This window comes from Burkholderia sp. F1 (genome assembly GCF_050813845.1).
Lineage (GTDB): Bacteria > Pseudomonadota > Gammaproteobacteria > Burkholderiales > Burkholderiaceae > Burkholderia > Burkholderia ubonensis.
The window spans coordinates 3,080,781-3,094,382 of the sequence record NZ_CP172421.1 but is presented as its reverse complement, the minus strand read 5'-3'; the positions used below and the strand labels follow the sequence as shown (position 1 = coordinate 3,094,382).

General features: G+C 68.3%; 13 protein-coding genes. 5 read left to right on the top strand and 8 right to left on the bottom strand.

The genetic code is table 11. The annotated features are described in order from the left end of the window. Window positions 1–196: 196 nt before the first annotated feature. From ACFIMZ_RS14530 to ACFIMZ_RS14520, 3 genes are read right to left on the bottom strand one after another with little or no spacing between them, the layout of a single operon-like run. The gene (locus ACFIMZ_RS14530) at window positions 197–1,405 is read right to left on the bottom strand and encodes a benzoate/H(+) symporter BenE family transporter (protein ID WP_431820115.1); all 1,209 of its coding nucleotides are present in this window, start codon (window positions 1,403–1,405) and stop codon (window positions 197–199) included. A 41-nt stretch (window positions 1,406–1,446) separates the two neighbouring features. Continuing rightward, window positions 1,447–2,622, bottom strand: a complete 1,176-nt coding sequence (locus ACFIMZ_RS14525) for a vWA domain-containing protein (RefSeq protein ID WP_431820114.1) — start codon at window positions 2,620–2,622, stop codon at window positions 1,447–1,449. Window positions 2,623–2,647: 25 nt separating this feature from the next. Beyond that, complete coding sequence (locus ACFIMZ_RS14520; protein WP_431820113.1) at window positions 2,648–3,490, bottom strand: AAA family ATPase; 843 nt, start codon at window positions 3,488–3,490, stop codon at window positions 2,648–2,650. Between the two features lie 244 nt (window positions 3,491–3,734). Between ACFIMZ_RS14520 and ACFIMZ_RS14515 the strand changes: the two genes are divergently transcribed. Together ACFIMZ_RS14515 and ACFIMZ_RS14510 are read left to right on the top strand one after the other, a co-directional pair. Next, complete coding sequence (locus ACFIMZ_RS14515) at window positions 3,735–4,094, top strand: c-type cytochrome (RefSeq protein WP_010091098.1); 360 nt, start codon at window positions 3,735–3,737, stop codon at window positions 4,092–4,094. A gap of 40 nt (window positions 4,095–4,134) precedes the next feature. Continuing rightward, window positions 4,135–4,494 carry a c-type cytochrome gene (locus ACFIMZ_RS14510; protein WP_084904731.1) on the top strand — a complete coding sequence of 120 codons (360 nt, stop codon included), beginning with the start codon at window positions 4,135–4,137 and terminating at the stop codon, window positions 4,492–4,494. 90 nt (window positions 4,495–4,584) lie between these two features. On the opposite strand, the gene ACFIMZ_RS14505 is transcribed toward ACFIMZ_RS14510, so the two are convergent. Next, window positions 4,585–5,019, bottom strand: a complete 435-nt coding sequence (locus ACFIMZ_RS14505) for a DUF1841 family protein (RefSeq protein WP_431820112.1) — start codon at window positions 5,017–5,019, stop codon at window positions 4,585–4,587. A gap of 205 nt (window positions 5,020–5,224) precedes the next feature. Here ACFIMZ_RS14505 and ACFIMZ_RS14500 point away from each other — a divergent pair, with 205 nt between their 5' ends. Beyond that, the gene (locus tag ACFIMZ_RS14500) at window positions 5,225–6,151 is read left to right on the top strand and encodes a DMT family transporter (RefSeq protein WP_431820111.1); all 927 of its coding nucleotides are present in this window, start codon (window positions 5,225–5,227) and stop codon (window positions 6,149–6,151) included. A 46-nt stretch (window positions 6,152–6,197) separates the two neighbouring features. Here ACFIMZ_RS14500 and nth read toward each other — a convergent pair whose 3' ends face one another. Both nth and rsxB read right to left on the bottom strand, forming a co-directional pair. Beyond that, window positions 6,198–6,842, bottom strand: a complete 645-nt coding sequence (nth, locus tag ACFIMZ_RS14495) for an endonuclease III (protein WP_431820110.1) — start codon at window positions 6,840–6,842, stop codon at window positions 6,198–6,200. Next, window positions 6,839–7,804, bottom strand: coding sequence for an electron transport complex subunit RsxB (gene rsxB, locus ACFIMZ_RS14490; protein ID WP_431822500.1), 966 nt, complete (start codon window positions 7,802–7,804; stop codon window positions 6,839–6,841). Before rsxB ends, nth begins: the two co-directional genes overlap by 4 nt. Before the next feature lie 154 nt (window positions 7,805–7,958). Here rsxB and ACFIMZ_RS14485 point away from each other — a divergent pair, with 154 nt between their 5' ends. Next, entirely contained in the window at window positions 7,959–8,591 is a 633-nt protein-coding gene (locus ACFIMZ_RS14485) for a TetR family transcriptional regulator (RefSeq protein WP_059612959.1), read from the top strand. A gap of 78 nt (window positions 8,592–8,669) precedes the next feature. Here the strand turns inward: ACFIMZ_RS14485 and ACFIMZ_RS14480 are convergent, their stop codons facing one another. Both ACFIMZ_RS14480 and ACFIMZ_RS14475 read right to left on the bottom strand, forming a co-directional pair. After that, a complete protein-coding gene (locus ACFIMZ_RS14480; RefSeq protein WP_431820109.1) occupies window positions 8,670–10,130 on the bottom strand; it encodes a polyhydroxyalkanoate depolymerase in 1,461 nt (486 codons plus the stop codon). 213 nt (window positions 10,131–10,343) lie between these two features. After that, window positions 10,344–12,173 carry a glycoside hydrolase family 15 protein gene (locus tag ACFIMZ_RS14475; protein ID WP_431820108.1) on the bottom strand — a complete coding sequence of 610 codons (1,830 nt, stop codon included), beginning with the start codon at window positions 12,171–12,173 and terminating at the stop codon, window positions 10,344–10,346. 244 nt (window positions 12,174–12,417) lie between these two features. On the opposite strand from ACFIMZ_RS14475, the gene ACFIMZ_RS14470 reads away from it, so the two are divergent. After that, the gene (locus tag ACFIMZ_RS14470) at window positions 12,418–13,593 is read left to right on the top strand and encodes a lactonase family protein (RefSeq protein ID WP_431820107.1); all 1,176 of its coding nucleotides are present in this window, start codon (window positions 12,418–12,420) and stop codon (window positions 13,591–13,593) included. Window positions 13,594–13,602 lie beyond the last annotated feature (9 nt).

Here is a 13,602-nt window from a genome sequence, read left to right as displayed (position 1 = left end):
AGAGGGCGCGATGCGCCGGGGTTCTCACGGGCCGCGCGAACGCGGCGGCGAAGCGAAGCGGCGCACGGGGCGCCGCTTCCGATCCGCTATTTTAGGCCCGATTCGTGTCGCACATCGGCTCGTACATCGCGTCGTACATGTTTCGCACCGCAGACGAGCGCGCCGGGGCCGGTTGCGCCGCCGGCGCGAACGTCCCCTACGCGGGGCGACGCGCGTTGAGGATCGCCTGCGTGACGACCCCGGCGACGAGCCCCCAGAACGCCGGGCCGATCGACAGCAGCGTGAGGCCCGACGCGGTGACCATGAACGTGACGAGCGCCGCTTCGCGCTGCCGCGCGTCCTGCATCGCGTTAGCCATGCCGCTCATGATCGAGCCGAACAGCGCGAGCGCGGCGACCGACACGACGAGGGCCTTCGGCAGCGCGGCGAACAGCGCCGCGATCGTCGCGCCGAAGATGCCGGCGATCAGGTAGAAGGTGCCGCACCACACCGCGGCCGTGTAGCGTTTCGCGCGGTCCTCGTGCGCCTCGGGGCCGGTGCAGATCGCCGCGGTGATCGCGGCGAGGTTCACGCCGTGCGAGCCGAACGGCGCGAGCGCGAGCGACGCGAGGCCCGTCGTCGCGATCAGCGGCGACGACGGCGTCGGGTAGCCGTCCGCGCGCAGCACCGCGATGCCCGGCACGTTCTGCGACGCCATCGCGACCACGAACAGCGGAATGCCGATGCTGACGATCGACGCGAGCGAGAACGCGGGCATCGTGAACACGGGTTTCGCGAGCGCGATGTGGAACCGGCTGAAGTCGAGCAGGCCGAGGCCGCCCGCGACCGCCGTGCCGACGATCAGCGTCGTCACGATCGCATAACGCGGCGCGAGCCGCTTGACGATCAGGTATGTGAAGAACATCGCGAGCACCAGCGCGGTCCGGTATTGCGCGGCGCGGAAGATCTCGATGCCGATCTCGAACAGGATGCCCGCGAGCAGCGCGGCGGCGATGCCGGCCGGAATCTTGCGCATCAGCGTGTCGAACAGGCCGCTCACGCCGACCGCGGTCAGCAGCAGCGCGCACACGATGAACGCGCCGATCGCGTCGGGGTACGGCACGCCGGGCAGCGATGCGACCAGCAGCGCCGCGCCGGGCGTCGACCACGCGACGACGACGGGCGCGCGAAAGCGCAGCGACAGGCCGATCGTCGTGAGCGCCATGCCGATCGACAGCGCCCAGATCCACGACGAGATCTGCGCGTCGCTCAGGTGCGCGGCGCGGCCGGCCTGGAACATCAGCACGAGCGAGCTCGTATAGCCGGTCATCATCGCGACGAAGCCGGCGACGAGCGCCGAGACCGACGTGTCCGAGAAGAAACGACCGCTCACGCGGCCCGCGTCCGCGGTGGGCGGCTGATTCATGGGTGACTCCGGAGGAGCGGGCCGCGTGGGCGCGGCCGCCGTTACTTGCTGAGTGCGCGCATCGCGGTTTCGAGCCCCGCGAGCGTGAGTGGATACATGCGCTGGCCGAGCAGGTCGCGGATGATCGCGACCGATTGCCGGTATTCCCATAGCCGCTCGGGCTCGGGGTTCAGCCACGCATGGTGCGGGAACTGGTCGGCGAGCCGTCGCAGCCACACCGAGCCGGCCTCGGGGTTGTTGTATTCGACCGAGCCGCCGGGCTGCAGCACTTCGTACGGGCTCATCGTCGCGTCGCCGACGAAGATCAGCTTGTAGTCGGGCGTGAACTTGTGCAGCACGTCCCACGTCGCGGTGCGTTCCGCGTGGCGCCGCCGGTTGTGCTTCCACAGGTGGTCGTACACGCAGTTGTGGAAGTAGTAGAACTCGAGGTGCTTGAATTCCGCCTTCGCGGCGGAGAACAGCTCTTCGGTGCGCTTGATGTGATCGTCCATCGAGCCGCCGACGTCGAGCAGCATCAGCACCTTCACGTTGTTGTGGCGCTCGGGCACCATCCGCAGGTCGAGCCAGCCCGCGTTCGCCGCGGTGCTGCGGATCGTGCCGGGCAGGTCGAGCTCCTCGGCCGCGCCGTCGCGCGCGAAGCGGCGCAGCCGCCGCAGCGCGACCTTGATGTTGCGCGTGCCGATCTCGACCGAATCGTCGTAGTCGCGGAACGCGCGCGCTTCCCACACCTTGACGGCGGTGCGGTTGCCGTTCGACGGTCCGCCGATGCGCACGCCTTCCGGGTTGTAGCCGCCGTGACCGAACGGCGACGTGCCGCCGGTGCCGATCCACTTGTTGCCGCCTTCGTGCCGCTCCTTCTGCTCGTCGAGCAACTGCTTCAGGCGCTCCATCAGCTTGTCGAGCCCGCCCATCGCTTCGATCTGCGCCTTCTCGTCGGGCGACAGTTCGCGCTCGAGGCGCTTCTCGAGCCAGTCGAGCGGGATGTCGAACGCGTCGGACGGCAGCGCGGACACGCCGTGGAAGTACGCGCCGAACGCCTGGTCGAACTTGTCGAAGTACTGCTCGTCCTTCACGAGCGTCATGCGCGCGAGGTAATAGAACGCGTCGATCGACGGCGCGATGAGTCCGGCCTTCAGCGATTCGAGCAGCGTCAGGTATTCCTTCACCGAGACGGGCAGCTTCGCTGCGCGCAGCGCGTAGAAGAAATTGAGCAACATGGCCGGGCCTTCGCGGGTTGGGGGCTTACCGGTTGTGCCGGTTCATGTAGACGAGCCGCTCGAACAGGCTCAGGTCCTGCTCGTTCTTCAGGAGCGCGCCGGCGAGCGGCGGCACGATCTGCTTGCGATCGGGGCCGCGCAGCGCGTCCGGCGGGATGTTCTCGGCGAGCAGCAGCTTCAGCCAGTCGAGCAGCTCGGACGTCGACGGCTTCTTCTTCAGGCCCGACACGCCGCGCAGCTCGAAGAAGCTCTCGAGCGCGGCATGCAGCAGCTCCTCGCGGATGTTCGGGTAGTGGACCGCGACGATCTTCTGCATCGTCGACGCGTCGGGGAACTGGATGTAGTGGAAGAAGCAGCGGCGCAGGAACGCGTCGGGCAGCTCCTTCTCGTTGTTCGACGTGATGATGACGAGCGGACGGTGCTTCGCGCGCACGGTCTCGCGCGTCTCGTACACGTGGAACTCCATCCGGTCGAGCTCGCGCAGCAGGTCGTTCGGGAATTCGATGTCGGCCTTGTCGATCTCGTCGATCAGCAGCACGCTCGGGTGCTCGGCATCGAACGCCTGCCACAGCACGCCCTTGACGATGTAGTTCGCGATGTCCTTCACGCGCTCGTCGCCGAGCTGCGAGTCGCGCAGCCGCGAGACGGCGTCGTATTCGTACAGGCCCTGCTGCGCCTTCGTGGTCGACTTGATGTGCCACTGCAGCAGCGGCATGTCGAGCGCCGCGGCGACTTCCTCGGCGAGCATGGTCTTGCCGGTGCCGGGCTCGCCCTTGATCAGCAGCGGGCGTTGCAGCGTCAGTGCGGCGTTGACCGCGAGCTTCAGATCGTCGGTGGCGACGTAGTGCGAGGACCCTTCGAAACGCATGGCGGCGCTCTTCTTTGTCGGGAAAAAAACCCAGTATAAGTCAGAAGGGCTGTCCGGTCGGACCGTGCCCGCGTATCGTTGCGGGGCTGCGGCGGGACGGGCCGGGAGGCCGTATGGACGCGTTCCCCGCCGACGCGGTACAATCTGGCCGTTTTTTTGGCCTGCGTGGCGACCCGATAAGCAAAACGGCGCGGGCCGTTGCCGCTTCGGCGCCAGTTTCCCCTCAAGCTAGGTTACAAGAGCTATGAACAAATTCGTCGGCAAACACGTTGTTGTCGCAGCGCTCGTGGCGCTCGCGGGCAGCGCGCAGGCGGCCGGTGTGGTCGGCAACCCGAAGGACGGGGCAAGCAAGGCCGCCATGTGCATCGGCTGTCACGGCATCCAGGATTACCGCACCGCCTACCCGGAGGTCTACCGGGTACCGGTTCTCGGCGGCCAGAACGAGCAATACCTCGCGAACGCGCTGCAGGCCTACCGCAAGAAGGACCGCCGTTTCCCGTCGATGAACGCGATCGCCGGTTCGCTGACGGACCAGGACATCGCCGATCTGGCGGCCTACTATGCCGCGCAGAAACCCGACTCGAAGGACAATCCCTACAAGTAAGCGCGCGCTTGCTGACCTCATACGCGGGATAGGAGCATTCATGAACAACGCATTCAAGACGGCGGCGGCGATCGCGTTCGCGGCCGGCCTCGCGATCGGCAGCGCGCACGCGGCCGACCTGTCGAAGGGCAAGGACCTGGTCGAATCGCACAACTGCGCAGCCTGCCACGGCGCGAAGATGAACCAGCCGATCAACGCGGAGTATCCGCGTCTCGCCGGCCAGCACGCCGACTACCTTGTCTGGGCGATGCGCCAGTACCAGATGGGCCTCTCGAACCCGCTGCTCGGCCGCAACAACGCGATCATGCAGGCGCAGGTGCAGAACCTGTCGGTCAGCGACATGAAGGACATCGCGGCCTACATCGAGTCGCTGAAGGGCGACCTGGTGTTCAAGAAGTAAGCGCCGGCCCGGTCGGGCCCGTGCCGCAGAAGATACCCCGCCGAGGCGGGGTATTTTTTTTGCCCGCGTTTCGGTCCGCGTCCGGCGGGCTCAGTCGCGCGACGCGCGGCGCAGGATGCGCTGCAGGTACGCGTCGGAATCGGGCGGCGTGTTCGTGCGCTGCGCTTCCCAGATCGTCTCGCCGAGGCACTCCATGATCGCGTGCTGCGCGTCGTGCGTCGAGTCGAGCTTCGCCGCGAGCTTGTCGTGCGCGGCGCGAATCCCGGGCGGCTGGTCGATCGACAGCTGCTCGCTGATCGCGAGATGCATCGACAGGTGCAGGAACGGATTCGTGCGGCCTTCCTCGGGCGTGTAGTTGCGCTCGGCGGCGCCGTCGGCGTCCGCGAGGTCGTCGTGGTATTCGGGGTGTTCGACGATCCAGTCGGCCGCGATCGCTTCGAGCGGCGTGAGGATTTCACCGGCGCGCTGCTTGCGCCAGGTGTCGATGAAAAAGCGACGCACTTCGTCGCGACTCGGATTGAACATGGTGGGGAACGTCGTGATTCGCATCGGCGTGATGCCGCGTCGCGCATTGTACGCCGGGTCGGCGAGCGGTGCTGGCGGCGGGTGCGACTGGAAGCGGGGCGGGCGTGCGGGCCCCGCCCGGCTTGCGGGTAAGCGCGGGCTGGGCGGCGCGCCGCGCCGCCGATACACTCTGACGATTTCGGTCTTTCGTCCGCATTCCGTCGTCATGTCCTCCGCCCGTCCACCATCCGCCGCGCTGCAGGGCGCGCTCTATGTCGCCTTGTCCGCCGCCGCGTTCGGCGCGATGGCGATCTTCGGCCGTTATGCGTATGCGGGCGGCGTCGACGTGCTCGGGCTCCTGATCGTGCGCTTCGCAATCGGCGGCGCGGTGCTTGCCGCGATCGGGATACGCCGCGGCATCGTGTGGCCTCGCGGCCGCGCGCTCGCGCCGCTCGTCGCAATGGGTGCGTTGGGCTACGTCGGTCAGTCGTTCTGCTATTTCAGCGCGTTGCAGCACGCGCAGGCGAGCCTCGTCGCGCTGCTGCTGTACCTGTATCCGGCGTTCGTCACGCTGCTGGCCGCATGGTGGCTCGGCGAGCGGCTCACGCGCGCCAAGGTCGTCGCGCTCGTGCTGTGCGTCGCGGGCTCGGCGCTGATGGTCGGCGGCGGTCACGGGGAGCCCCTCGGCATCGCGCTGGCGCTCGCCTCCGGGGTGATCTATTCGCTGTATATCGTTGCGGGCACCAGGGCGACGCGCGGCATCGATCCGCTCGCGACGACCGCCGTCATCTGCGTGTCGGCGACCGCGACGCTCGTGCTGATCGCCGTCGTGCGCGGCGTGGCGCTCGGCGCGCCGCCGCACTGGCCCGCGACGGCGGGCGGCTGGGCGGCGATGCTGGCGATCGCGCTCGTGTCGACGGTCGCCGCGATGATCGCGTTCTTCGCGGGGCTCGAGCGGCTCGGCGCGGCGCGCACGTCGATGCTGTCGACACTGGAGCCGGTCGTGACCGTCGCGCTCGCGGCGCTGCTGTTCGGCGAGGCGTTGTCGCCGATGCAGTGGGCGGGCGGCGTCGCGATTCTCGCGGCGGTGCTGGCGCTCGTGCGGGCGGGTGGCGCCGCCGCCGATGATGCGACAGCGACCTCCAACGCCTGATCGGGGCGGGTCGCGTGGACCCGGGGCCGCGGCTGCGCGCGGCGGTTCATTCAGTGGGCGGCGGGGTCTTCGGCCGGTACTCGCACAGCGGCTCGATCGCGCAGTGCCAGCATTCGGGCTTGCGCGCCTTGCACACGTAGCGGCCGTGCAGGATCAGCCAGTGATGCGCGTCCTGCAGGAATTCCTTCGGCGTGAATTTCTCGAGCGCGGCCTCGACGGCCCGCACGTCCTTGCCGGGCGCGAGGCCGGTGCGGTTCGCGACGCGGAAGATGTGCGTGTCGACCGCGATCGTCGGATGGCCGAACGCGGTGTTGAGCACGACGTTGGCGGTCTTGCGGCCGACGCCCGGCAGGCTCTCGAGCGCCTCGCGATCGGCCGGCACTTCGCCGCCGTATTGCTCGAGCAGGATCCGGCACGCGGCGACCACGTTCTTCGCCTTGGTCCGGTATAGCCCGATCGTCTTGATGTACCCGGTGACGCCTTCCTCGCCGAGCGCGACAATTTGTCGCGGCGTGTTCGCGACCGGGAACATCTTGCGCATCGCCTTGTTGACCGACACGTCGGTCGCCTGCGCGGACAGCATCACGGCGATCAGCAGTTCGAACGGCGTCGAGTATTCGAGCTCGGTGGTCGGATGCGGATTGAGGCTCTGCAGCGTTTCGAAGATCGCGCGTCGTTTGCTGGCGTTCATTGTGGTTTCTGGTCGGGCGGCGCGGACGGGCCGTCTTCCGGTTCGGTCGAGCCTTCGTCGCCTTCCCGGGCCTCCTGCGCCTGCTGCTCGGCGAGCCGCTTGCGGCGCGCTTCGGCCGCATCGATCTGGGCCTGGACCGCGGGGCTCACGCCTTCGGTGTTCATCGGCGCGCTGCCTTGCGCGGCCAGCTCGTCCTTCTTCTTGCGCGCGCGTTCGAGCGCGGCCGCGATGATCGCGCGTTTCTTCGCGTCGGCGTCCGTGGCCGCGTCGGCCGCCGCGGGCTGCGTCGCGGCCGGCGCAGCCGGGGCGGTAGCGCTCGCCGAGCGGCGCGCGGCCGCGCGCGCTTCGGCGGCCTCGCGCTCGCGGCGCTGGCGCGCGAGCCGGCGGTCGTGACGTTCGCGCGCGGCGTCGGCCTGCGCCTGCGTCCATGCATCCCAGCCGGTGTGCTCGCCGGTGACGGGCACCATCGCGATGCAGTCGACCGGGCAGGGCGGCACGCACAGGTCGCAGCCCGTGCAGAGCGACGCGATCACCGTGTGCATCTGCTTGGGCGCGCCGGCGATTGCATCGACCGGGCAGGCCTGCATGCAGAGCGTGCAGCCGATGCAGAGGTTTTCGTCGATCACCGCGACGGGGCGCGCGCGCTCGTCGCCGTTGACCGGATTCAGCGGAATCACGGGCTTGCCGAGCAGGCGGGCGAGGCGCGCGACGCCTTCGGCGCCGCCCGGCGGGCACTGGTTGTAGTTCGCGTCGCCGGCGGCGATGGCCTCGGCGTACGGGCGGCAGCCGTCATAGCCGCACTTCGTGCATTGGGTCTGGGGCAGCAGATCTTCGATGCGATCCGCGAGTGTCTTGGAGTCGGTCACGGGGACAGCGGGCGCCGGTGCGCCGAATGTCTGCCGGCCACGGCGGGTGCGGCCGGCAAGGTTTGCCAAAGCACGATTATCGCCGATTTCCCGCATTGCGCTTGACGCAGTCTGTGCGCATAATCGAAGCGCATTTTTGCAGGGGCGCAGCAGGGGGGACGCCGCAAGGCGTGCTTGTTCCAGTGTCGCCGGTGCCGACAAGGTGGGGCGACTGATCCGGATCACGCGGCTCACATAGCAAAACGCCACCATGAATCAGCCAAAAATCAAAAGAGATCCTGAAGGCACCCGCCGTCGCATCCTGATGGCGGCGGCCGAGGAATTCGCGAGTGGGGGCCTGTTCGGCGCGCGCGTCGACCAGATCGCGCGGCGGGCGGAAACCAACGAGCGCATGCTCTATTACTACTTCGGCAGCAAGGAGCAGCTGTTTACTGCCGTGCTCGAGCATGCGTTTTCCGCGCTGACCGACGCCGAACGCGTGCTCGACCTGGACGGCGTCGCGCCGGTCGAGGCGGTCACGCGGCTCGCGCACTTCGTGTGGGACTACTACCGCGACCATCCCGAACTGCTGCGGCTGATCAACAACGAAAACCTGCACGAAGCCCGCTATCTGCACAAGTCGACGCGGATCCGCGAAATGATCTCGCCGATCGTCACGATGCTCGGCAACGTGCTGATGCGCGGCCAGAAGGCCGGACTGTTCCGCAGCGACGTCGATCCGCTGCGCTTCTACGTGACCCTGTCGGGGCTCGGCTACTACATCGTGTCGAACCGCTTCACGCTCGCCGCGACGCTCGGCCGCGACTTCAGCACGCCCGACGAGCGCGACGAGATGGTCAGGATGAACACCGAGCTGCTGCTCGCCTATCTGCTGCGGCGCTGACGAACGGCTTTCGGCCGCCGGATAAAAAAACGCCGCCGTGCCAGCGCACGGCGGCGTTTTTCGTCTGGCGCGCCGGCGTCAGGCCGCCTTGCGGGTGCGGGCGGGCTTCGCGCGCGCGCCGATGCGCTTCGCGGCGGGGGCTTTCGCCGGGGCGGCCGCATCGGACGTCTTCGCGCGCGCGCGTTTCGCGGCGGCGGTCTTCGCGGACCCGGCCGGCGCATTCGCGGCCGGTACGGCGGCGAGCGGCGCGGCCGGTTGCGCATCCGGGCGATCCTTCGTGGCGCCGTGCTTCGGCTCCGGCGCGTGTTCGCGGATGAAGTCGCGCAACTGCGGGTAAATGATCGTGCGCCAGCGTCGGCCCGAGAAGATCCCGTAGTGCCCGCACTTTTCCGCGGTCAGGTTGCGGCGCTGGTCCGGCGGGATGCCGGTGCACAGCTCGTGCGCGACGTGGGTCTGGCCGCTGCCGGAGATGTCGTCGAGCTCGCCCTCGATCGTCATCAGCGCGGTGTGCCGGATGTCCTGCGGGCGCACGAGTTCGCCGTCGATCTCCCACGTGCCTTCGGCAAGGCGGAACTCCTGGAACACGATGCGGATCGTCTCGAGGTAATACTCGGCGGCCATGTCGAGCACCGCGTTGTATTCGTCGTAGAAGTTGCGATGCGCTTCCGCGTCGTCTTCGTCGCCGCGCAGCAGGCTCTGGTAGAAGTCCCAGTGCGATGCCGCGTGCCGCTCCGGATTCATCGCGACGAAGCCCGCGTGCTGCAGGAAGCCCGGATACACGTGGCGGCCTTCGCCCGGATAGTTCGCGGGCACCGTGTGAATCACGTTGTTCTCGAACCAGGAGATCGAGTGCTGCGTCGCCAGCGAGTTCACCGACGTCGGGCTGAGGCGCGCGTCGATCGGCCCGCCCATCATCGTCATCGTGAGCGGCGTGTCCTCGCCGCGGCTCGCCATCAGCGAGATCGCCGCGAGCACCGGCACCGTCGGCTGGCACACCGAGATCACGTGCAGGTTGCGCGCGCCGATGTGGCGGATGAACTCCTGGATGTACGCGACGTAGTCGTCCAGGCGGAACGGGCCGGTCTCGACCGGCACCATCCGCGCGTCGATCCAGTCGGTGATGTAGACCTTGTGATCCTGCAGCAGCGTGCGCACGGTGTCGCGCAGCAGCGTCGAGTGGTGGCCGGACAGCGGCGCGCAGACCAGCACGACCGGCTCGTCCTTCAACTGGGTGACCGCGCCCGCGTCGTCCGAGTAGCGCTTGAAGCGCAGCAGGCGGCAGAACGGCTTCTCGACGATCGTCTGCTCGACGATCGGGATGTTGTGGCCGTCCTTGACGATCTGATGGAGGTTGAATTCGGGCTTCTCGTAGTCCTTGCCGAGCCGATACAGCAATTCGTACGCGGCGGCCATCCGCGTCGCGCCGGGCATCAGCGAGAGCGGGCTGGACGGATTGGCGAACGATTTCGACGCGGCCTGGGCCCAGGCCGTGAGCGGGCTCAGCATCGCCCGCTGGAATTCATGCAATTGGTAAAGCATGCAGACAACTCCCGCTTGGGGGACGGTGCGCGAGTGCGGCGTCATGCATCGCGGCGCGCCGTGTGGGTCAGCGATCGGCCAGGTTGCACTGCGGCCGGTCAATCGCCGTCGATCATATCGGACAACGTGGGGTGGTGCAATGCAACATTTCCCTGATTTTTCATGAATTTGTTGCGATTTGACGTTCCCTGAAACAGCCGCCGCGGCCTGCGTTCAACGCCCTGCGGCGACCGCCGGCTCGGGCTGGCCGGCCGCGCGCGCCATTGCCTCCTCATGGTGCATCAGGTTCATCGCCGTATGCACGAGCGCAACGTGCGAGAACGCCTGCGGGAAGTTGCCGACGAGGCGGCCCGCGACCGGATCGTACTCCTCGGCGAGCAGCCCGAGGTCGTTCGACAGCGACAGCAGCCGGCTGAACAGGCGATGCGCTTCGTCGATCCGGCCGAGCAGCGCGTACGCGTCGACGAGCCAGAAACTGCACGCGAGAAACGTGCCTTCGCCGGGCGGCAGGCCGTCGTCGTATTCGCTCGTGCGGTAGCGCAGCACGAGGCCGTCGTGCAGCAATTCGCGCTCGATCGCGTCGACGGTGCCGACGACGCGCGGGTCGTCCGGCGGCAGGAAGCCGAGCTGCGGCAGCAGCAGCACGCTCGCGTCGAGCTCGTCGCTGCCGTAGCTCTGCGTGAATGCCTGCTTGTCCGCATGCCACGCATTCGCGCAGACGTCCGCGTGGATCTGGTCGCGCAGGTCGCGCCAGCGCTCGAGCGCGCCGGGCAGGCGGAACATTTCCGCAGACTTGATCGCGCGGTCGAACGCGACCCATGCCATCACCTTCGAGAACGTGAAGTGGCGGCGGCCGCCGCGCGTTTCCCAGATGCCTTCGTCGGGCTGCCGCCAGATTTTCTCGAGATGGTCGAGCAGCGTGCACTGCACCGACCATACGGTGTCGTCGGCCTGCAGGCCGCCCACGCGCGCGAGGTGCAGCGCCGCCATCACTTCGCCGAATACGTCGAGCTGCAACTGGTTCGCGGCACCGTTGCCGACCCGCACGGGTTTCGAATCCTGGTATCCGGGCAGCCAGTCGAGCTCCATTTCCGGCAGCCGGCGCTCGCCCGCGATCCCGTACATGATCTGGATCTGCTCGGGCGAGCCGGCCATCACGCGGCCAAGCCACGAGCGCCACGCGCGCGCCTCGTCGTAGTGGCCGCCGCGCATCAGCGCGAGCAGCGTGATCGTCGCGTCGCGCAGCCAGCAGAAGCGGTAGTCCCAGTTGCGGTTGCCGCCGATCTTCTCGGGCAGCGACGTGGTCGGCGCCGCGACGATGCCGCCCGTCGGCTCGTACGCGAGCGCCTTCAGCGTGATCAGCGAGCGGCGCACCGCGGCCTCGTAGCGGCCGTGCACCTGGCAGCGCCCCGACCATTCGAGCCAGTAGTTCTCGGTGCGCGCGAGCATCGACAGCGGGTCGCGCGCGGGCGGCAGCCGCAGGTGCGACGGCGCGTAGCCGAGCGAGAACGGCACGCGTTCGTCGGCGCTCACCGTGAATTCGGCGAGCGTGTGCAGGTTCTTGCCGGTGAGCGGCACGCTCGTGCGCAGCACGACGGTGTCGGGTCCCGCGATCGCCTTCACGCCGTCCTCGCGCGACAGCTGCGTGACCCACGGGATCGAGAAGCCGTAGTCGAAGCGCAACACGAGCTCCATGCGCATCTTCATCGCGCCGTGCCGGCCGACGACGATCCGCACCAGCTCCGACCAGCCGTTGCCGGGCGGCATGAAATCGATCACGGTGACGGCGCCGTCGGCGCTCTCGTAATCGGTTTCGAGTATCAGCGTGTCGCCGCGATAGCGGCGCGTCGTGTGCGTGATCGCGGCGTCGGCTGCCGGCGCGAGCAGCCAGCGGCCGTGCTCGGGGGTGCCGACGAGGGCCGCGAAACAGGCGCCCGAATCGAAGCGGGGCCAGCACAGCCAGTCGACGGAGCCGTCTTTCGCGATCAGCGCGGCCGTGTGGCCGTCGCCGACGAGGGCGTAGTCTTCGATCAGGGCGGGCATGGGCGGCGATCCTTGTTACGCGTTCACTATCCGGACGGCGGCAGCCGGGCTTCACGTCCCGGCTTCGCGCCCCGTATACTCGACCGGGCGGCGGAGCGCGCAACGGCCGGCGTTTCGTCACATATCAACACTTGAAGCGGCTCGATGCAAGGAGGATTCAATGCCCAACCGCTCATGCCCTCGTTTAAGCGCACGTGACGCGCGCGCTTCGACCCGAGGGTTTCCGCTCAGGCTCGCTCACTGGATGAAAGGTTTCGCGATCGTGCTTTCCTTGTCCGCGACCCACGCGTTCGCGCAACAGCCCGCGACGGCGCCCGCGGACGGCGTCTACAACCTGCTGGTCGGCACCTACACGGACGGCGGCAGCGACGGGATCTACGTGTACCGCTTCGACACGAAGACGGGCAGCGTCGCGCCGGTGTCGTCGACGAAGACCGTCAATCCGTCGTACCTGTTGCCGAGCCGCGACGGCCGCACCGTGTACGCGGTCAACGAGCTGCCCGGCGACAACGGTCCGGCCGGCCAGCGCGGCGGCATCAGCGCGTTCCGCTTCGACGCGAAGACCGGCGCGCTGACGTTCATCGACCGCGTGTCGGCGGAAGGGAACGATCCCTGCTACCTGAGCCTGTCGCCGGACGGCAAGTACCTCGTGACCGCGAACTACTCGGTCGCCGCCAACCCGGGCGGCAGCTTCGCGGTGTTTCCGCTGCGCGAGGACGGCGCGGTGGGCCAGGCCGCGCTGACCGTGCATCACGAAGGCACCGGGCCCGTGAAGGGGCGCCAGGACGGCGCGCACGTGCATTCGACGGTGTTCTCGCCGGACGGCCGCTATCTGTTCGTGCAGGATCTCGGCGCGGACAAGATCTTCGGCTATCGCTACACGGTCGACGGCAGCCGCGGCCTGATCAGCCCGACCGACACGCGCTACACGCCCGTGAAGGCGGGCTCGGGCCCGCGCCACATGGTGTTCGGCGCGAACGGCCGCTACGCGTACGTGACGAGCGAGCTGAATGCCGCGGTCGAGGTGTTCGGCTACCAGGACGGCAAGCTGACGCCGGTCCAGACCGTGCCGATGGCCGCGCCCGGCTTCAAGGGCAAGGTCGGCGGCGCGGCGATCCACCTGTCGCCGGACGGCCGCTTCCTGTACGCGAGCAATCGCGGCGACGCGAACGAGATCGTCATCTACGCGGTGAACCCGGCCGACGGCCGCCTGACGACGGTCGGCCGGCAGTCGAGCCTCGGCAGGACGCCGCGCGAGTTCGTGATCGATCCGACCGGCAAGTGGCTGATCGTCGGCAACCAGGACAGCGACACGTTCTACGTGTTCCGGCGCGACGCCGAAACCGGCAAGCTCGACGCGAACCCGCAGAAGGTCGCGGTCGGCAAGCCGGTCGACTTCAAGCTCGTTCCGGTGCTGTAAGACGCTTTG